We start from the raw sequence: 19,735 nt of genomic DNA on the forward strand, positions 1-19,735 counted from the left end.
AGTGCCAGACCCCTCCGACAAATCCACGCCCTTCGCCCGTCACGTTTGAGTGGTTAACCCCTCAGCACGCCCCTTCACGGCGCGCATGCGGGGGGAGGAAGGGTGCATTCGGGTGGTTAACCACTCAAACGGTTCGGGGTCAGCGGGCGGGGGTCAGTGGGCGGGGGTCAGTGGGCGGGGGTCAGCGGGCGGGGGTGGGGCAGGTGGGGGCGGGGTCGATTCGGTTGGCGAGGCGGAGCTCGCGTTCGGCGGCGGACCGCAGTACGGCGCTCAAGCGCGCGCGGACCGCGATGGTGCGGCGCGGCGTCGGCTCGTCGTGCGGCTGCTGGGGAGCGTTCGGGAGCGCGGACTGGGTGAGACTGCGCGCGTTCTCGACGGCGGTGTTGCCGGCAATGAAGTACGTCATGGTTCTGCTCCCTCCCGAGAGCGTGGTTGATCGACCCGGGAACCGGACGGTTCCTGGGGAGGTGTGTGTGGTTGTCAGTGCTTCTTAGGGCTTGGGCGCGGGTCCGCTGCTGGAGCGGACGATCAGCTGCGTCGGCATCAGCAACTGGCGCTCGGTCGAGGCCGGGTCGAGCAGGATGCGGCCGACCGCGCGCCCCTTGTCCTTGATCGGCTGGCGGACCGTCGTCAGCCCGGCGGCCGCGGCGGCCGGAATGTCGTCGAATCCCGCCAGGGTCAGATCGCGACCCGGGGTCAGCCCCCGGACCTTCATCGCTTCCAGTGCGCCGAGCGCCTGCACGTCACTCAGCCCGACGATCGCCGTCGGCCGGTCCTGCGAGTCGAGCACGAACTCCGCGCCCTTCAGCCCGGACGCGAACGCGTTGTGCCCACCGGAGACGATCCGCAGCCGGGCGTCCGGCATCGCCTTCTGCAGGCCCTGGATCCGCAGCTCGCAGTCGGTGTACCCGACCTCGTCGAGCGTCAGCTCCACCGGCCGGCCGCCGGCCGCCTGCGCGTTGTCGACCAGGACGACGACCTCCCGGTGGCCGAGCCGGGCCAGGTGCTCGCCCAGTTGCGCGGCCGCCTCGACCTCGTCGATCGCGACCCAGGACAGGTCCGGGTGGTCGCCCCGGTCGGTCGACACCGCCGGGATCCCGCGGTTGGCGAGGATCTCGAGCGCCGGGTGCCCGCCCGGCACGCAGAAGATCGCCGCCGCGTCGATCGCGGCCTGCTGGACGGCGTTGCTGCCGCCGGCGATGTCGGTCGAGCTGAGCGGCATCAGCAGCAGGCTGGTGGCGAACTCCTCCGCGACCTCCGCGAGCCCGGCCAGGAAGCCGACCGCGTACGGGTCCGAGAAGGCGTAGGCCAGCTTGTCCGTGAACAGCACCCCGACGGCGCCCGCCTTCCCGCTGCGCAGCGCGCGGGCCGACGCGTCCGGTCCGGCGTACCCGAGCTCCTGGGCGGTGGCCAGGATCCGCTCGCGCAGCGCCGTGGAGAGCTGGTCGGGCTTGTTGTAGGCGTTCGAGACGGTCGACGGCGAGACGCCCACGGCCTTCGCCACGGTCTTCAGCGTCACTCCCGCCACCTCGATCACCTCATCTGTATCGTTCTTCTAAATCGTTCTAGAAAAACGATACAGATGGTCGTGCGCGAGTGCAACCGCAATATGGGAGATGATGGCGCGCATGGGTTCGTTGCTGGAGATCATCGCGTTGCATCCGGCGGACGCGGAGGCGGCGCAGGAGGGCGGGGCGGACCGGCTGGAGCTGTGCGCCTCGATGGAGGCGGACGGGTTGTGCCCGTCGGTGTCGACGGTCAGCGCGATCCGTCGGGTCACCGATCTGCCGCTACGGGTGATGCTGCGGCTGGAGAACTCGTTCACCGCCAGCGGCGCCGACCTGAACCGGCTGACCGCGATGGCGCAGTCCTTCCTGGCCGCGGGTGCGGACGGCTTCGTGCTCGGGTTCCTGACGCCGGACAACCAGGTGGACGTCGAGTCGGTGTCCGCGCTGGTCAGCACGTTCGCCGGGACGCCGTGGACGTTCCACCGCGCGATCGACGCGGTCCTGGATCAGCAGCAGGCCTGGCGCGCATTGCGCACGCTGCCCGGTCTGGACTGCGTGCTGACGGCGGGCTCGTCGATCGGTGTCAGCCACGGTCTGGACGACCTGTGCAAGCTGGCGAAGGAGGACGCCGCGGTGGCAGGCGTGATGATGGCGGGCGGCGGTCTGCAGCCCGAACACGTGCCCTGGCTCTACCAGAGCGGCGTCCGCCGGTTCCACGTCGGTACGTCGGTCCGCCAGGACGGTTCGTGGACGAAGGCGTACGTGAACTCCCGGTTCGTGCGCTCGTGGCGCACCCTGCTCGACGCCCAGGACGCGCGCGAATGATCCTCATCGACCCGCCCGCCTGGCCGGCCTGGAACCGGATCTGGTCGCACCTGGTGAGCGACGAGTCCCACGAGGAGCTGCACGCGTTCGCGAAGGCCAACGGCATCCCGGAACGCGGCTTCGACCGCGACCACTACGACGTACCCAGCGACCGGTACGACGACCTGGTCGCCGCCGGCGCCGTACCGGTGTCCAGCCGCGAGCTGGTCAGCCGGTTGATCGCGTCGGGGCTACGGCACAGAAAACGGCCCCCGACCGGGTAGGTCGGGGGCCGTCGTTCAGTCGAGCAGCTCGGTGACGGTGCCGGCGGCGACCGTGTGGCCGCCCTCGCGGACCGCGAAGCCGAGGCCGACGTTCATCGCGACCGGCTTCTCCAGTTCCACGCCGAGCTCGATCGTGTCGCCGGGCATCACCAGGGCGATCTCACCCAGGTCGATCCCGCCGGACACGTCCGTGGTCCGGAAGTAGAACTGCGGCCGGTAGTCCGCGGCGAACGGGGTGTGCCGGCCGCCTTCGGCGGTGGACAGCGCGTGCAGGTTCGCCCGGAACCTGCGGTGCGGCCGGACACTGCCCGGCAGTGCCACCACTTGGCCGCGACGGACCTCGTCGCGCTTCACGCCGCGCAGCAGCACCGCCGCGTTGTCGCCCGCGTCCGCGGACTCCAGCGACTTGCCGAACGTCTCCATCCCGATCGCCGTGCTGGTGATCGTCGGACCGAGCCCGACCACCTCGACCGCGTCGCCGAGCTTCAGTGAACCGCGCTCGACGGCACCGGTGACCACGGTGCCGCGGCCGCTGATGGTGAGCACGTTCTCGATCGGCATCAGGAACGGCTCGCCGAGCTCACGGTCCGGGACCGGCACGTAGTTGTCGACCGCGTCCAGCAGCTCGCCGATCGCGGCGGTCCACTGCGGGTCGCCCTCCAGCGCCTTCAGTCCGGACACGCGAACGACCGGTACGTCGTCGCCGGGGAAGCCGTACTCCGAGAGGAGCTCACGGACCTCCAGCTCGACCAGGTCGAGCAGCTCCGGGTCGTCGACGGTGTCGGCCTTGTTCAGGGCGACGACCAGGTACGGTACGCCGACCCGGCGCGCGAGCAGCACGTGCTCCCGCGTCTGCGGCATGGCGCCGTCCTGCGCGGACACGACCAGGATCGCGGCGTCCACCTGGGCGGCGCCGGTGATCATGTTCTTGACGTAGTCGGCGTGCCCGGGCATGTCCACGTGCGCGTAGTGCCGGGTCGCGGTCTCGTACTCGACGTGCGAGATGTTGATCGTGATCCCGCGCTGCATCTCCTCCGGCGCACGGTCGATGCCGTCGAAGGCGACGAAGCGGTTGACACTCGGGTCGCGCTCCGCGAGCACCTTGGTGATCGCGGCGGTCAGCGTGGTCTTGCCGTGGTCGACGTGCCCCATCGTCCCGATGTTGAGGTGCGGCTTGGTTCGCACGAACTGGCTCTTGGCCATGAGAAATCCTTTGTCTGTCAGAAGGTTCGGTGTGAGCCAGGACCCTCCGGCAAGCCCTCACAGCGCTGTCACCGCGTGGAGGGGGCCGGTTCGGGCCACCCTCCTCCGCGGGTCCTGCTGGGCAGGAGGAGGGTCAGCTTCGCGCGCCGGTGCAATCGACTGACAGAGCCCACGTGGGAGCGCCCGTCAGGCCGGTGCCTGACAGGTCGGACTCGAAAACCACGCGGAACATGCGGATCACGGTAGGTCTCAACAGTGCCGGGAGCAACAGAATTCCCGGGCCCTCAGTTGAGCGCGAACAGCCGGGTTCCGTCGGAGAAGATCGGGCGGGCGGCGGCCACCGTGACGGCCGGCCTGTTGCAGGTGACTTCTTCGGACTTGGCCACCGGCTGCGTGTTCGGGCTGGGCAGGATCGGTCGCGGCTGGACGCCGGTGGTGCCGATCATCACGGGGGAGCAGCTGCCGTTCGGCTGCGGCATCAGCGTCACCACGCGCCCGTCGGGCAGCAGTGCGAACCCGTTCCGCGGGTACTCCGGCTGCTGCAGCCGCGGCGGTACCTGCAGCAGGTGGTGCCACTGCGGTGTCCCGTCGGCAGGGCTCGACGACGACACGTCGTACGTCTGCGGTTGTCCGGGGTCGTTCCCGGTCCGGCAGGTGATCAGCACCAGTGCGGCGTGCGTCGCGGCCAGCTGCGCATCGCAGGACGAGGAGCCGAGCCGCGGGCGCGGGGTGCCCGGGACAGGCGTGGTCCAGATCAGGTGGCCTTCGCTGATGTCGACCGACCACTGGTACAGGGTGCCGCCGGCGGCGCCGGTCCAGATCAGGCCGGAGACCTCACGGGTATCCGGTACGGCGACCAGGTCGCCGACCCACGTCGACGGGTCCAGCTCCGAGCTCAGGTCGATCCGTGCGCCCAGGTCGACCTCCCAGCGCTGTGCGCCGGTCTTGATGTCCAGGCCGCGGACGACGGCGCCGTTGCCCGCACACGCGTCTACGACGACTGCCTGGTCGCCGACCAGCGCGCCCTGGGTGACAGTGCAGCGCACCTGCGCCCGCCAGTGTGTCGGGCTGCTGACGCCGTGCGCGACCACGTAGTTGTCTTCAGCCACGAGCAGCCGGTCGCCGTCGACGGCCAGCGCGGTCCCGTCGGTGTCGACCTCCGTCAGCACCTGTCCGCTGACCGCATTCAGCACGGCGTACGTCGGCAGTTTGATGCCCGCGGGTGCGCGGTTGTCCGAGCGCGGGAGGTGCGCCACGACAGTGCGTCCGTCGGCGGACACCACCAAGCCCTTGGCGCCGCTGGACGCGGCGTCCTGGACGTCGGCCCGGGAGTACCGCCACCTGATCTGGCCGGTGGCCGCGTCGGACATGACGACGCCGTCCGGCCGCAGCTCCGCGACGCCGCCCGCCGTACCGGTGATGGCGCCGGTCGCCGGGACCTCACGGCTCCACGCCAGCGTCCCGTCGAGCTGGACCGGCAGCTGGGTCGGCTGCGCGGTCGTGGTCGTGCTGACCGTGTTGGCCGTCTCCAGCCGGGCCTGGACGAACGGTTCGCCCGCCGAGACGACGACCCACGCCAGCAGCGCGCCGCACACGACGGTCGCGCCGACGCCCAGCCAACGCGGGGGAGCCTGGGCGTATGGCGGGGCGAGCCGCAGCCGTCGTGCCAGCGCCAGCAAGGCGCCGGCGAGCACCAGCGCGACCGAGGCGATCAGGAGGTACGGCCAGCGCTCGGACATGGCTGCACCGGGCTGGGCGACCGGCCAGCGCCACCAGCACACGCCGACGGCGATGAGGCCGACAGCCGCGAAGACGATCGCCGGAACGGTCACCAGCCGCTGCTGCGACCTGCGGAACCACGCGCAGGCCAGCGCGGCCGCAACCGCCGTACCGGCGATCGGGGCCCACACCGGGAAGCCGCTGATATCGGCCGGGTCGGCGGGCCACTTGGCGGCTGCGCCGAGGCCGCGGCCCAGCAGGACCGAGGACGCGACGACCGCTCCGAGGGCCGCACCGAAGTAGACGACCGGGATCAGCCCGCCGATCGGCCGGGCCGCCTTAGGGCCCAGGGAGGCGACCTCCCGGGTCAGATTCTCCCTGGCGGGCCGTTCCCACTCCTCATGGCCCTTGGCGGTCGCGTACAGCCGGGTCTCGCTGAGACTCTGCAGGAACGACATCCGGCCGCGGGCGAAGTCCCGGTCGGCGATGTGCCCGTACTCCTGCCGGATCCCGGCGGCGTACTCGTCGTACCGCACGGCCGGCAGGCTCAGGACCCGCAGGTCGGCGTCGCAGAGCACGGCGCCGTTGCGGTCGTCCGCCGCACAGTCGTGCTTCGCGGTCAGGCGGACCAGGCGGCCGATCTCCTCGACCCGCGCGGCCTCGACGCCGTACGCCGCCAGCTCGAGCTCGGCCAGCTGCGCCGAGACTTCTTCGTTCTCGCCGGGGTCGGCCTGCGGGTCGTAGATGGCGTCGTGGAACCAGGCCGCCAGCCGCACCGTGTCCGCGTCGTCGGCGTACTCGGCCAGCTCGTCGATGGTCTGGAGGACCTCGGCGAGGTGCTGCTGGTCGTGATAGTGGCGATGTTGCTCTGCGTAACGAGCCAGCAGGTCGTCGCCCAACGGCTGCGCGTGCGGCAGCAGGCGATTCCACTGGTCGCGCAGGTCCATGGCCAAGGAGTCTGGCACCGGTAGGGAGCCGTCGCCGACCGATCCGGCGTTCCCGGATCGGTCCGTGGCCAAAGCGATATCGGCTCGTCACCTGACCGCTCCGGCAACTGCGCTCCGCAACGAATTGCACCCGTGGAATTGCGGCGCAGATCACACTCCGGCGCGGCCTCCGGGCCTCGCGGACGACCCCGGCTACGCGCAGTCACTAGCGCAGGGCGATGACTGTGTTCCGGCCGGAGGTGAGGACGAGGTTGCCGACGGCGCGGGGGTCGCGGCTGCAGGTGATGCCGGTGGGCAGGCGGGTCTGGCGGAAACCGGCGCGGCTGATCACGTTGGCGACGCAGGCGGTGGTGCCGCGGGCCAGTGAGACGACTCGGCCGTCCGCGGTGACCGTGACCTTGTTTCGCGGGTTCACCGGTGCCAGGGTCTGCCAGGCGGTGAGGCCGGTGTTCGCATCGATGGCGGTGACGATCGTCCGGCGGCTCACTGTGGTGCTCGGGCCGGGGCAGTCGATGACGATCAGGTACTTCCCGGCCGCATTGAGCAGCGTGCGGCAGGCCCAGGTCTTCGGCACCTCCCAGCGCCACCGGATGTCGCCGGTGCGTGGCTCGATCGCGGTCAGCGCTGCCGGTACGTCGGAGTCGCCGCCGGGCTCGGCCACGACGACGAGACCCGCGACCACGACCGGGCGGCGGTAGGTGTCCGCCGAGGTCTTGGTCCACAGCTTCTTGCCCGACTGGACGTCCAGGGCGGTCATCTCGTCCGGCCGGTCGTCGCAGGTGTGGCTGACGAAGGTGAGCACGGTCTCGGCCGTGGCGATGGCGCCCATGTCTGTGCAGTCGCCGGAGTCGTACGTCCAGCGCTCGTGACCGCTGGGGTCGACACCGTGCAGCTTGCCGGAGCGTTCGCCGACCAGGAGCGGTTGAGCCTGCAGCACGAAGCGGTCCCGGGTCCGGCCGGGCCACGCCGCCTTGCGGTGACCGGTGTTCGCGTCGAGCAGCAGGTAGCCGACGTCGGCGAACTGGGCGAGCACGTACTCGCCGTTGCCGGTGGCCGCGATCACGGGCTTCTCGTCGGAGTCGGAGCGGCTGTAGCGCCAGCGCAGCGCGCCGGTGGCCGCGTCGAGCATCTCGACCACGCCGTTCGGGCGCGGGATCGCGACGCCGTACCGGGTGCCGATCGCCTCCTCCGCTCCGGTGCCCGCGACGGAGTCGCTGACCCACGCGACGCCGCCGTCGAGCACCGACGGGCTGGCCTTACCGGCCGCACGCGCGGCTCCCTCGATCCGCTCGTTGGACCGGAGGACGTACCCGCGGGACAGCGGCTGGACGATCAGCAACAGGACGAGGGCGACTGTTGCGGGTACGGCGAGCCAGGCGAGCTGCTGACCGAGGTTGCGGGCCGGCAGGAAGCGAGCGGTCCGCGTACGGAGCAGCGAGGCCACGAGGGCGGCCGCACCGGCGCCGAGCAGCAGGATCAGTGCGGAGATCAGCAACGGGACGCGCAGGCCCACGCCGACGGCTGGGTTGGTTCTGGGCGCTTGAGCCCAGGCGATGAGCAGTCCGGTGACAGCAACCGCCAGTACGGCGCCCGCGATGAGACGGGCGCGCTGGCTGGCACTGCGGGCGCAGCGGAAGAGGACTGGTGCGCTGAAGAACGAGAGGACGGCCAGTGCGACCGTCGGCCAGCCGGCCTCGTCTTGTGCGGCCGGGGTCTGCCAGGACGCGCCCGACGCCGCAATGGCGACAACCGCGGCCGCAATCGCGGTGAAGGTGGCGATTGCGGTCAGGGCTGCCTGTTGCCAGCCACGCCACGGGGCCGGGAGCTCGCTGTCCAGCTCGGCGAGCTCTGCCTCGAGGTTGACACGGGCGACCGGACTGAGGCGTTGGCGCGCCAGCTGGGTCCGGTAAAGGTGCCCGCCGAGCAGTTCGCGGACCTCGTCGTACCTGTGCTCCAGTGCGGCCTTCCGGTCGCCGGCGTCGCGTCGTACCTCGGCTGTGTGGACGGCGTACCGGCTGGGGTCGGACGCGAGGACGGCGTTGACGGCATCCAGCAGTACGTCGCCGTTCGCGTCGCGGCGGGGCGGCGCGTAGGAGTCCGGCGGCGGTGCGGCGAGGTCGCCGGTCAGCCGGATCAGCCGGGCGACCTCGGCGATCCGGACAGGAGGTACGCCGTACTGCGGCAGCAGCTGCTCGGCGAGCCGGGCCGATGCTTCGGCGTCCTCGTCCGGGGCGCCGCCCGGCTCATGAACCGCTCGGTGGAACCAGGCCGCGAGGCGGACGCTGGTGGGGTCCGTGGACAGCTGGATCAGCGAGTCCAGCGCGGTGAGGACGATGCCGAGGTAGTGGTCGCGGTAGGCGCGACGGGTGCGCTCGACGTACCGGGCGACCAGGTCGTCGGCCAGCGAGGCAGACCCGGGCACCAAGTCGTCCCACCGCGCCCGGAGCTCCACCACTGCTTCAGTCTGCCAGCCGCACTTCTACAACCGTCCCACGATCACCCCACCGCGAGCTTGCGGTTGCTTACTGCTTCGCCGACAGGATGCCCGTGAGCAGACCGGGGTAGAGCGCCTCGAGGTCTTCGCGGCGCAGGATGCTGATCCGCCGGGTGCCGTCGGTGTGGGTGGACAGGACGCCTGCCTCGCGCAGGATCTTGAGGTGGTGGGCCCGCGTGGACGCGGTCACCGGCAGCTCGATCTCACCGCAGCAGACGCCGGCCGGGTTGTCGGCGAGCGCGCGGACGATGGTCAGCCGGACCGGCTCGCCCAACGCCTGGAGAACCGCCTCGACGCGGATCTCGTCCCGCCCCGGCTGCGGGAGAACTTTCGTGGCCATGGCTCCATAGTACGACGCCTGTCGAAGTTCGATGAACTTCGTAGTACGATGATCGTCGAACTAGTGAACCTCGTCCCCGGAAGGTCTTCGATGTCCGCACGGATCTACCTGCTCGGCGCCGGTGCGTTCGCGGTCGGCACCAGCGCGTACGTCGTCTCCGGTGTCCTGCCCGACGTCAGCTCGGAGCTGCACGTCTCGCTCACCGCCGCGGGTCAGCTCGCCACCGCGTTCTCGCTGTCGTACGCGATCGGCGCCCCGATCCTGTCCACACTGACCGGCCGGTGGGAGCGTCGTACCCTCCTGATCGCCGCACTGGTCCTGGCCGCGCTCGGCAACCTGATCGCCGCGGTGGCCGCCAACTACCCGGTCCTGATCGCCGGCCGGGTCGTGGCCGCGCTCGGCGCCGCCCTGTACACACCGGCGGCCACACTGTTCGCCACCAGCCTGATGCCACCTGAGGAACGCGGCAGGGCAGTGGCGATCGTCTTCGGCGGTCTCACCTTCGCGCTGGTCCTCGGCGTACCCGCCGGGACACTGCTGGGCCCGACACTCGGTTACAAGGGCGTTTTCGCACTCATCACCGCGGTCGCCGTACTGGTCGCCATCGCCGAGCGTGGCGCGCTCCCGAAGGTCGACGCTCCGCCCGTGGTCAGCCTGCGCGAGCGCTTCGCGGGCGTGACCGACCGGCGTGTGCAGGTCGTCCTGGCCATCACGGTGCTCGCCGTCCTTGCAGCGTTCAGCGTGTACATCTACATCGTGCCGCTGCTCAAGCACACCGCCGGACTGACCGGCAACGTCACCGGCCTCCTCCTGCTGCTGTACGGCGTGGGCGCGGTGATCGGGAACTTCCTCGGCGGACGGATCACGGACCGGTTCGGCAGCCTCCGGACGCTGGTCGTCCTGATGGCCGGCATCACGGCCGTCCTCGCCACGCTGGACCTGACGCTCACGACCGAGGCCGGCGCCGGGGTGGCCCTCGTGGTGTGGGGCATGCTGACCTGGGCGTTCAACCCGCCGATCCAGAACCTGCTGATGGAGCTCGGCGGTGGACTCCTGATCTCCCTCAACGCGTCCGCGATCTACCTGGGCGCCGGACTGTCGGCCGTGGTCGGCGGACTGGTCATCCAGACCGTCGGGGTCGGCTATCTCCCCGTGCTGGCCGCCGCGCTGTCGCTCGTGGTGCTCGGCCTGGTCTACGTGCTGTGGCGTGACCCGTCTCTGCGGCGCGTCGAGGAGCTCGAGCGTGACGAGGACATCTACGTCACGGCTACGGCTGACTGAGAACTGCAGGCAGGTCCTCGCTGTGCAGGACGACCAGTGAGGTGACCGCACGAGTCAGACAGACGTAGAGGCGGCGGAGCCCGGTCCGCTCGTCGGCTTCACCAGCCACGATGCCGGCCGGCTCCACCAGCACCACGTGATCGAACTCGAGACCCTTGGCGAGTGAGGCCGGTACGACGTCCAGGTGGGCCTCGACGTCGTCCTCGTCGCCCAGCACCGAGAACGGGATGCCCTGTAGAGCCTTGCGGGCCGCGGGGACCAGCGCGTCCGGGACGATCAGCCCGATCGAGCCGAGACGCTCCGACACCTCGCGGACGGTGGTGACCGCGGCGGCCAGGCTGTCGGGCACGCGAGTGATGGTCAGCTCACCGCGTGCCCGCCGTACGGCCGTCGGCGGTTTCAGGTGCGGGGCGATCGACGGGAGCAGGCGGGCGGCGTACTCGATCACCTGACCGGGGACGCGGAAGCCGGCGGTCAGCTCCTCGGTGTGGGCGCTGGTCTTGCCCAGGTGCTTCAGCGCCTCGTCCCACGACGGCGTGGCCCACGGCGTGGTGCCCTGTGCGATGTCGCCGAGCACCGTCATCGAGCCGGTCGAGCAACGCCGCCCGACGGCCCGCAGTTGCATCGCGGACAGGTCCTGCGCCTCGTCCAGCACCACGTGCCCGAGGGACGGCGTACGGTCGACCAGGTCGGCGATCTCGTCGATCAAGGTGGCATCCGCGACGGACCACTTGGCCGCGCCCGCGGACCGCGGCACCTTGTCCCAGATCAGCAGCGCCTGCTCTTCCGCGGTGAGAATGCCGTCGGCGTGCCGGGCCAGCAGATCAGGGTCGGTGAACAGGCGGAAGAGCAGCTTCGCCGGGTCCACAGCCGGCCAGAGCGCGTCGGCGTACTGCTTGACCGGGCGGCTGCGGGCGACCGAGTCCTGCACGCGGTCGTCGGGGGAGTCGCCGGCCGCCTCCATCCGCAGCAGGACAGCGTGCGCCAGGCGCTGCGGCAGCATCGCGCGGCCGGCGCCGTACCGGATGCCGCGGCTGCGCAGCTCGGTGACGAGCTCCTCGGCCTGGTACGCCGCCACTCGCCAGCGGTGCGCCCCACGGGGCACCACGAGCGACTCCTCGGGCAGCTTCACGTGGGACCAGACGGCCCGGTGCAGCACCTCGGCCATCCGCGCATCGCCCTTGAGTACGTCGACCAACGCCGGCCCGGGCCCCGCCACCTTCACGCGGGCGACCATCTCCTCGACGGTCGTCTGCTTCGCCTCGATCTCGCCCAGGGCGGGGAGGACGTCGCCGATGTACCGCAGGAAGCTCGCGTTCGGACCCACCACGAGGACACCGGCCCGGCTGAGCTGGTCCCGGTACGCATAGAGCAGGTACGCCGCCCTGTGCAGCCCGACCGCGGTCTTACCGGTACCGGGAGCGCCCTGGACGCAGATGGTGTCCTCGACGCCGGCCCGGACGATCACGTCCTGCTCGGGCTGGATGGTGGCCACGATGTCGCGCATCGGGCCGGACCGTGGGCGCTCGATCTCCGCGTCGAGGATGTCGCTGTGCTGGTCGTCCTCACCACTCGCGGTGAGGTCCTCGTCCTCGAAGGCGGTCATCTCGCCGTGCGTGAAGCCGAACCGCCGACGGACCCCCACACCCATCGGCTCGGTCTTGCTGGCCCGGTAGAACGGCACCGAGATGTCGGCCCGCCAGTCCACCACCAGCGGCTCGCCCAGCGCGTCGTTCACGTGCCGGCGGCCGATGTGGAACGTCTCGTCGGTCGGCTCGAGGTAGTCCAGCCGGCCGAAGAACAGGGGTACGTCGGGGTCGTCCTCCAGCTCCTTCATCCGCCGGAAGATGGCGGCCTGCAGGAACTCCTGGTTCACCCGGTCCGCGCTGTGGATCTCCAGCGCGCCGGTCTTCTCTCGCATCTGCGCCAGGGCCGCCCGGGAGGTCTTCAGGTAGTCCTTCTCGGCCTGGAGAGTGTCGGACGTGTCTGAGGGCATGCTGAAACCTCCGGCGAGTGTGGGGAGCCCAGCTACGTTACTTGAGCACTCTGCGCGGCGGAACTGAATTACGAGTCCATGGCCTGTCTGCGTGCAGGCCGCGCCGCAAGAGCAACGGCAGGCTGGCCGCCAGCAGGACCAGCGCGACCAGGCCGTCCAGCCAGTAGTGATTGGCGGTCACGACGACGACGCCGAACGTGATGATCGGGTGCAGCAGCCAGAGCCAGCGCCAGCGCGACCGGGTGATCAGGATCATCGACAGCGCGATCAGGGCGGCCCAGCCGACGTGCAGGCTCGGCATGGCGGCGAACTGGTTCACCGCTCCGCCGGTGTGGTCCGGACCGTAGACGGACTGACCGAACCGCAGCCCGGTGTCGACGAAGCCCGGCATCATCCGCGGCGGCGCCAGCGGGAACGCGATGTGACCGATCAGTGCCAGTCCGGTCAACGACACCATCGTCCAGCGGACATGCGAGTACGCCTGCGGCCGCCAGATGCTCAGCCAGAGCAGTACGGCCGCCGTCAGCGGCGCGTGCACGCTGGCGTAGTACAGGTTGGCGCCCTGGATCAGGTGGGGGAACTGGAAGGCCCAGTGCTGGACCGCGGCCTCGTTCGGCAGATGCAGCCAGTTCTGGAACGACAACACTTCGTGGGCGTGGTCGAAGGCCGACCCGGAGTGCCGGGCAGCGAGTTGCCGGCCGGCGCTGTAGACGAGAAAGAGGGTGGCCAGCAGGACTGCTTCCCGGGCCACTCTCCAAAAGACCTTCTGCTGTTGTTCCCTGCCCTGCCCCACCCGCTCCAGCGCCTGTATCCCCATACCGATCGACGGTACTCGCCGGACCCTCAGGATGGGCCCAGGCCGGTCCCTGACGTTGCCCTGGGCAACCCCTGAGCGGTCAGCCCTTCACGGCGCCGGTCAGCACCCCCTTCGCGAAGTGCCGCTGCAGGAACGGGTAGATCACCAGGATCGGCACGATCGAGACGACCAGGATCGCCATCTGGATCGAGGCCTGCGGCGGCAGCAGTTCGGTGCCGAGCTCGGCGCTGCCGAGTTGCGTGTCGTTGATGACGTACGTCCGCAGGACCAGCTGCAACGGCCACAGCCTGGAGTCGTTCAGGTACAGCAGCGCGGAGAAGAACGCGTTCCAGTACGCCACCGCGTAGAACAGGCCGATCACCGACAGCACGGCCTTGGACAGCGGCAGCACGATGTACGAGAACGTCTTCAGCTCACCCGCGCCGTCGATCCGTGCGCTCTCGGTGATCTCGTTCGGCAGGTTCATGAAGAACGCCCGCAGGACCACCACGTTGAACGCGCTGATCATCGTCGGCACGATCAGCGCCCAGATGCTGTCCAGCAGCCCGACGCCCTTCACCGTGAGGTACAGCGGGATGATGCCGGGGGAGAACAGCATGCTGAACAGCACGACCAGCAGGATCGGCCGGCCCGCCACGAAGCCGGGGCGGGCCAGCGCGTAGGCCAGCAGGCACGACACGGTCAGGCTGAGCAGTGTGCCGACGATCGTGACGAAGATGCTGACGAACAGTGCTCGCGTCACCACACCGCCGGCGAACAACGACTCGTACGCCGCGAAGTTGATCGACTTCGGCAGCAGCACCAGACCGCCGGACTCGTTGATCTGCTTGTTCGGCGCCACGCTGGTCGAGACCACGCCGACGAACGGAATGATCACGACCGCGCAGAAGACGAGCAGCACCAGGCCTTTGAAGGCCCGCATCGGCCAGCCCGGCATGGGCACGCCCTGAACGATCTTACGGCTCATTTCTGGTACACCCCTTGCTCGCCGAAGATGTGGGCGACCTTGTTCGCGGTCAGCACCAGCACCACGCCGACAATGCCCTTCACGAGCCCGACCGCCGCGGCCACGCCCCAGGCGCCGCCCAGCACGCCGTTGTTGTAGACGTAGGTGTCCAGCACTTCGCTGACGTCACGTCCGACCGCCTGCTGCTGGAGGATGATCTGCTCGAAACCGACGGTGAGCGAGTCACCGAGGCGCAGGATGAACAGCAGGATGATGATCCCGCGCAGTCCCGGCAGCGTGACGTGCCAGAGCTGTTTCATCCGGCTCGCGCCGTCCACGCTGGCGGCCTCGTACAGCTGCGAGTCGATCTGGGACAGCGCGGCCAGGAACAGGATGGTCGCCCATCCGGTGTCCTTCCAGATGATCTGCGACGTCAGCAGCACGTGGAACAGCTCGGAGTTCCCGATGATGTCGATCGTGGACAGGTCGTGGGACCGCAGGTAGTTGTTCAGCAGGCCGCTGCCGCCGAGCATCTGCTGGAACAGCGCGACCACGATCACCCAGGACATGAAGTGCGGCAGGTACAGAATGCTCTGTGCGATCCGCTTGATCCGCTCCGAGAACAGCGAGTTCAGCAGCAGGGCGAGCAGGATCGGCGCCGGGAACACGAAGATCGACTGCAGGCTGGTGAGGATCAGCGTGTTCTTCAGCGCCCGCAGGAACGCCGGGTCGCCGTTGAAGATCACACTGAAGTTCGCCCAGCCCGACCAGTCGCTGCCGCCGATCCCCAGGAACGGCTGGTAGTCCTTGAACGCGATCACGTTGCCCAGCAGCGGCACGTAGTGGAACGCGACGATCAGCGCGACCCCGGGCAGCGCGAACAGCAGCAGCACGCGGTCCCGCAGCAGCCGCCGGCCGAGGCTCAGGCGCTGCTGCGGGTGCTTGGCGGATCTCTGCAGCATTACTTCCCTGCCGTGTCGGCGTGCGCCTGCTCGAGCTCGGTGCGGATCTTGTCGCCGCCCGAGGACTTCCAGGTCTGCACCGCGGCGGTCCAGTCCGACACCGGCTTCTTGCCCTGCACGATCTGGCCCTCCAGGTCGGTCATCGTCTTGGACAGCTGCGTCTGCTTCTTCGACTGGGTGTCGGAGTACAGCCCGTACGACGCGTCGTACACGAGCCGCTTCGCGACCTTCTCCTGGATCGCGTGCTGCTTGCGCGGAACGTCGGGCTTGCCGGCCCAGTACAGCGCGAGCGTCGAGTCGCTGATGTACTGCAGGCCGATGCCCGTCTCCACCACGCCGACCTTCGTCGGGACCGGGTCGGTGCCCTGCAGCGTGTAGTGCCGGCCCGCGACGCCGTACTTGCGGAACATGTACTCCTCGGTGCCGAACGGGGCCGCCATCCAGTTGGCCACCTTCAGCAGCGTCTCGGCCGAGTGCTTGCTGGCCTTGCTGAACGACGTCACGTTGTTCAGCGCCGAGCCCATCCACGGCTTGCCCTCGCCGCCGTCGAAGCCCGGTACGTCGAGCATGTTCACCGCGAACGAGTCGCCGGCGGTGTTGTCGTTGTAGTACTGGTTCCAGGCGACGAAGCTGTCGTAGTCGAACGCGGCGATGCCGCCGTTGAACCACTGCTTGCGGGCGCTGGCCTTGTCGTTGAAGGCGTCCGGGTTGATCACCCCGGCGGCGACCATCTTGCGGCCGGCCTCGAGCGCCTCGAGCTGGGCCTCGTCCTCGAACGTCGAGGTGAACTTGCCGCCCTCCTCCTTCCAGACGTTGGCGATCCCCAGCATCTGCCGGATGGTCGACAGCGGCACCCGGGTCCAGGCCCACTTGTTCTGCTTGGCCGCGGTCATCTCCTTGGCCAGGTCGAAGAACTCCTGGAAGTTCTTCGGCGCCGGGTCCTTGATGCCCTTGGCGGCGAGCAGGTCCTCGCGGTACAGCGCGAGCGACGTCCGGGACATGCCGCGCGGCACCGGTACGCCGTAGATGGCGCCGTTGAACACGCAGCCCTTCCAGTACTCGGCCGGGATGTTCGCCAGGAACGGGTACTTCTTGATCGCGTCACCCGACAGGTGCTCGGTCAGGTCCATGCACTTGGACTTCACCAGGCCGGGGATCTGCGGCGTGTCGGTCGGGATGTTCAGGATGTCCGGCAGGTCGCCGCCCGCGATCCGGGTCGCGAACTTGTCCTTGTACTCGTCGTTGGACGCCATGCTGATCTGCAGCTCGGAGCCGAGCCGCTTGTTCAGCTCCTGCCAGAACTGGTTCTTGTCGGCGGCCGGCGGGATCGCGCCGGGGATGTTCGTCATGAACGTGATCGGCGAGCCGTCGCCAGGAGCCTCGGCGATCGCCTTGACCGGGTTCGCCGGGTACTTCACGAAGCCGTCCAGCACCACGTCGGTGCCGGGCAGGTCCGGCGCGATCTCGCCGTACTTCGTGTACGTCGGCAGCTTCACGGCCGCGTTCGCCGCGGCGGTGTTCTTCTTGTCGGACGCGCACCCCGCCAGCAGCGGCGTACCCGTGACCGCGACAGCGGCGGCGGCCAGACCGCCGCCGAGGAATGTTCTTCTGCTGACCGGCATGAGGCCTCACTTCCATCGGAGGCCCACACCATGACATAGTACGTCCTATGTCATCAAGAGTCGGCGCTTCGGAAATCTTCGATCCGGCGGGCAGCGGGTATCACACGTTCCGCATCCCGGCGGTGCTCGCGCACGGCTCGGTGCTGCTCGCGTTCTGCGAGGGCCGTCTGCACGGCTCGGGTGACGCCGGTGAGATCGAGGTCGTGCTGCGCCGGTCGCTCGACGGCGGGCTCTCCTGGTTGCCGTTGCAGGTGGTTTCGGCGGAGCCCGGCAAGACGTGCGGCAACCCGGTGCCGCTGGTCGATCCCGCGTCGGGCGACATCGTGCTGGTCACGGTGCAGAACGGCGCCGACGCGGTCGAGATGTCGCTTGCCCGGGGCACCGATCCGGTCGACGGCCGGCGGGTCTTCGTGCAGCGGTCCGCGGACGACGGCGCGACCTGGAGTCCGGCCGTGGAGATCACGTCCCAGGTGAAGCCGCGCGACTGGGGCTGGTACGCGACCGGTCCGTGTCACGGCATCACGCTGCGCTCCGGGCGTCTCGTCGTACCGGCGAACCACTCGTTCGTCCCGGACCGGCCGGTGGACGACCTGATCCGGCTGAACGGCGGGCACTGCATCTACAGCGACGACGGCGGTGTCACGTGGTCGGTCGGATTCGTCGACCGCAACGACGGCGCCGAGATCAACGCCAACGAGACCACCGTCGCCGAGTTGCCGGACGGCCGGTTGTACTTCAACGCCCGCAATCACCAGGGCACCGGACCGGCCCGGGTGCACGCGTGGTCGTCGGACGGCGGTCAGACGCTCGATGCGCCGTACGCCGGGATTCCCGAGATCACCGCACCCGGGATCCAGGGCAGCGTGCTCTGCCTGCCCGACGGGCGGTTGCTGCTGTCCACGCCGGTGAACCCGGACAGCCGTCGTGAGCTGACCGTCTTCGTGAGTTCGGACGACGGCGCGTCCTGGAAGCCGACGCTGGTCGTGCACGAAGGCATGGCCGGCTATTCCGACCTGGTGCTGCTCCCCGACGGTTCGGCCGGAATCTTCTACGAGGCCGGTGAGACCTCGTCGTTCGCGACCTTGCGCTTCACACCATTCGCCCTTTGAGGTTGGGAGACCCCTTGACCGCATCCGCCCGTCTGGCCGGCGTCGTACCGCCGCTGGTCACTCCGCTGACCCCCGAGTACGACGTCGACACCGCATCGCTGGCCCGGCTCATCCAGTACCAGCTCTCCGGGGGTGTGGACGGGGTGTTCGTGCTCGGCACCTCCGGCGAAGGCACCTTCCTGACCGACGAGCAGCGCCAGGTCGTGCTGGAGACGGCTGTCGGCGAGGTGGCCGGACAGGTCCCGGTCCTGGCCGGCGTCATCGACACGTCGACCAACCGGGTTGCGTCCCACGTCTCCGCGGCCCTGAAGGCCGGTGTGTCCGGCATCGTCGCCACCGCGCCGTTCTACGCCGCCACCCATCCCTCCGAGATCGAGCGCCACTTCACGCGCCTGGCGGAGCTGGCCGGCGACACCCCGTTGTACGCGTACGACATCCCACCTCGTGCCGGCACCAAGCTGCCTGCGTCGCTGGTGACATCCCTCGGCGAGCGGGGCGTGATCGCGGGAGTGAAAGACTCGTCCGGCCAGGAAACCTCGTTGCGCGAGCTGGTCATCTCCCGCCGCGAGAAGAACCTGGACGACTTCGTGATCATGACCGGCTCGGAGGTGACGGTCGACTCCGCACTGGCGTTCGGCGTCGACGGCGTCGTCCCCGGGCTGGGCAACGTGGACCCGGCCGGCTACGTGCGTCTGTTCAAGGCCGCGGTGGCCGGTGACGCGGCGGCGGCACGCGACGAGCAGGACCGGTTGTTCCGGCTGTTCGAGATCATCCACGTCGCGGACCGCTCGCGGATGGGGGCCAGCTCGGCGGCGCTGGGTGCGTTCAAGGCCGGTCTCTACCTGTTGGGCGTGATCTCCTGCCCGCTCACGGCGTACCCGAGCATCCCCTTGGACGACACGGAGATCGCTGCTGTCCGGCCGCTGCTGGAACGCGCCGGATTACACTGAGCGATCTCAGACAATGGGAGGCCGGCAGTGACAACGGGTGGGCTCAGCCGGGCACGTGGTGCGGCAGGCAACCAGTCCTTCATCCGGGACGCGATGAAGTCGTACATCCTGGAGCGCGGGCTGAAGGCGGGTGACCCGCTGCCCAACGAGCAGGAGCTGATGGCGCAGCTCGGTGTCGGCCGGCATCCCTTGCGCGAGGCGATGAAGGCGCTGCAGGCGGTCGGCATCATCGAGATCCGGCACGGGTACGGCACGTACGTCGGCGAGGTGAACCTGCAGTCCCTGGAGGACGGGCTCGCCTTCCGGATGTCGCAGTCGATGGCGGGTGACCTCCGCGACGTACAGAACGTCCTGGAGGTCCGCCAGGCCATCGAGGTCGGCCTCGCCGACGACGTGGTCGACCACTTCAAGCAGCACGGCTACGAGACCCTGGAACCGATCGTCGAGCGCATGGAGGCCACGGCCGCCGAGGGCAAGTACTTCCCCGACGAGGACTGGGCCTTCCACCAGGCCCTCTACGAGCCGCTCGGCAACGCCCTCGTCATCGACCTGCTCTCGGTCTTCTGGCGCACCTTCGCCCAGGTCGACGCCCGCCTCCCCGGCGCCCGCTACACCCCCGCCGACGCCGCCGCCTGGCACCGAGACCTCCTGGTAGCCCTGGAGTCCGGCGACCCCGCAACCTACGCCCACTCCATGAAGTCCCACTTCAACGGGATCCACACCCGCCTCGACTCGTAGCGGTCGTGCAAGCTC

Annotated in this window: 17 protein-coding genes; 6 read left to right on the forward strand and 11 right to left on the reverse strand. The window is 69.5% G+C overall.

From position 1 onward, the window contains the following. Positions 1-181: 181 nt before the first annotated feature. Positions 182-406, reverse strand: coding sequence for a hypothetical protein (locus AB0L64_RS24140; RefSeq protein WP_363713357.1), 225 nt, complete (start codon positions 404-406; stop codon positions 182-184). An 84-nt stretch (positions 407-490) separates the two neighbouring features. After that, complete coding sequence (locus AB0L64_RS24145; RefSeq protein ID WP_359927434.1) at positions 491-1,519, reverse strand: LacI family DNA-binding transcriptional regulator; 1,029 nt, start codon at positions 1,517-1,519, stop codon at positions 491-493. A gap of 109 nt (positions 1,520-1,628) precedes the next feature. On the opposite strand from AB0L64_RS24145, the gene AB0L64_RS24150 reads away from it, so the two are divergent. Both AB0L64_RS24150 and AB0L64_RS24155 read left to right on the forward strand, forming a co-directional pair. Continuing rightward, positions 1,629-2,333 carry a copper homeostasis protein CutC gene (locus tag AB0L64_RS24150; RefSeq protein WP_363713359.1) on the forward strand — a complete coding sequence of 235 codons (705 nt, stop codon included), beginning with the start codon at positions 1,629-1,631 and terminating at the stop codon, positions 2,331-2,333. After that, the gene (locus AB0L64_RS24155; RefSeq protein WP_355699602.1) at positions 2,330-2,596 is read left to right on the forward strand and encodes a DUF4031 domain-containing protein; all 267 of its coding nucleotides are present in this window, start codon (positions 2,330-2,332) and stop codon (positions 2,594-2,596) included. The genes AB0L64_RS24150 and AB0L64_RS24155 overlap by 4 nt, the downstream gene beginning before the upstream one ends. 15 nt (positions 2,597-2,611) lie before the next feature. Here the strand turns inward: AB0L64_RS24155 and tuf are convergent, their stop codons facing one another. The 4 genes from tuf to AB0L64_RS24175 form a co-directional block, all read right to left on the reverse strand. Continuing rightward, on the reverse strand, positions 2,612-3,799 hold the full coding sequence (tuf, locus tag AB0L64_RS24160; RefSeq protein WP_363713362.1) for an elongation factor Tu: 1,188 nt from the start codon (positions 3,797-3,799) through the stop codon (positions 2,612-2,614). Between the two features lie 284 nt (positions 3,800-4,083). Further along, complete coding sequence (locus AB0L64_RS24165; protein WP_363713363.1) at positions 4,084-6,465, reverse strand: PQQ-binding-like beta-propeller repeat protein; 2,382 nt, start codon at positions 6,463-6,465, stop codon at positions 4,084-4,086. 205 nt (positions 6,466-6,670) lie between these two features. Beyond that, on the reverse strand, positions 6,671-8,920 hold the full coding sequence (locus AB0L64_RS24170; protein ID WP_363713365.1) for a PQQ-binding-like beta-propeller repeat protein: 2,250 nt from the start codon (positions 8,918-8,920) through the stop codon (positions 6,671-6,673). Positions 8,921-8,987: 67 nt separating this feature from the next. Beyond that, on the reverse strand, positions 8,988-9,299 hold the full coding sequence (locus tag AB0L64_RS24175) for a metalloregulator ArsR/SmtB family transcription factor (RefSeq protein ID WP_355699606.1): 312 nt from the start codon (positions 9,297-9,299) through the stop codon (positions 8,988-8,990). 90 nt (positions 9,300-9,389) lie between these two features. On the opposite strand from AB0L64_RS24175, the gene AB0L64_RS24180 reads away from it, so the two are divergent. Next, entirely contained in the window at positions 9,390-10,580 is a 1,191-nt protein-coding gene (locus AB0L64_RS24180) for an MFS transporter (RefSeq protein ID WP_363713368.1), read from the forward strand. Here the strand turns inward: AB0L64_RS24180 and AB0L64_RS24185 are convergent. The 5 genes from AB0L64_RS24185 to AB0L64_RS24205 all read right to left on the reverse strand — a co-directional run bounded on the left by AB0L64_RS24185 (position 10,567) and on the right by AB0L64_RS24205 (position 16,923). Then, positions 10,567-12,576: an AAA family ATPase gene (locus AB0L64_RS24185; RefSeq protein WP_363713370.1), complete on the reverse strand. Its 2,010-nt coding sequence runs from the start codon at positions 12,574-12,576 to the stop codon at positions 10,567-10,569. The two genes, AB0L64_RS24180 and AB0L64_RS24185, sit on opposite strands and share 14 nt — an antisense overlap. Positions 12,577-12,613: 37 nt before the next feature. Continuing rightward, on the reverse strand, positions 12,614-13,393 hold the full coding sequence (locus AB0L64_RS24190) for a phosphatase PAP2 family protein (protein WP_363713372.1): 780 nt from the start codon (positions 13,391-13,393) through the stop codon (positions 12,614-12,616). Positions 13,394-13,472: 79 nt separating this feature from the next. Further along, positions 13,473-14,360 carry a carbohydrate ABC transporter permease gene (locus AB0L64_RS24195; protein ID WP_363713374.1) on the reverse strand — a complete coding sequence of 296 codons (888 nt, stop codon included), beginning with the start codon at positions 14,358-14,360 and terminating at the stop codon, positions 13,473-13,475. After that, positions 14,357-15,301 carry an ABC transporter permease subunit gene (locus AB0L64_RS24200; protein ID WP_359927412.1) on the reverse strand — a complete coding sequence of 315 codons (945 nt, stop codon included), beginning with the start codon at positions 15,299-15,301 and terminating at the stop codon, positions 14,357-14,359. The genes AB0L64_RS24195 and AB0L64_RS24200 overlap by 4 nt, the downstream gene beginning before the upstream one ends. Continuing rightward, a complete protein-coding gene (locus tag AB0L64_RS24205; RefSeq protein ID WP_363713376.1) occupies positions 15,301-16,923 on the reverse strand; it encodes an extracellular solute-binding protein in 1,623 nt (540 codons plus the stop codon). Before AB0L64_RS24205 ends, AB0L64_RS24200 begins: the two co-directional genes overlap by 1 nt. 47 nt (positions 16,924-16,970) lie before the next feature. On the opposite strand from AB0L64_RS24205, the gene AB0L64_RS24210 reads away from it, so the two are divergent. From AB0L64_RS24210 to AB0L64_RS24220, 3 genes are read left to right on the forward strand one after another with little or no spacing between them, the layout of a single operon-like run. After that, positions 16,971-18,032: a sialidase family protein gene (locus tag AB0L64_RS24210; RefSeq protein ID WP_363713377.1), complete on the forward strand. Its 1,062-nt coding sequence runs from the start codon at positions 16,971-16,973 to the stop codon at positions 18,030-18,032. A gap of 14 nt (positions 18,033-18,046) precedes the next feature. Next, the gene (locus AB0L64_RS24215) at positions 18,047-18,982 is read left to right on the forward strand and encodes a dihydrodipicolinate synthase family protein (protein WP_363713379.1); all 936 of its coding nucleotides are present in this window, start codon (positions 18,047-18,049) and stop codon (positions 18,980-18,982) included. Positions 18,983-19,009: 27 nt separating this feature from the next. Then, positions 19,010-19,720, forward strand: a complete 711-nt coding sequence (locus AB0L64_RS24220) for an FCD domain-containing protein (protein ID WP_363713381.1) — start codon at positions 19,010-19,012, stop codon at positions 19,718-19,720. The last annotated feature ends 15 nt before the right edge of the window (positions 19,721-19,735 follow it).

The organism is Kribbella sp. NPDC051936, assembly GCF_040680955.1.
Lineage (GTDB): Bacteria > Actinomycetota > Actinomycetes > Propionibacteriales > Kribbellaceae > Kribbella.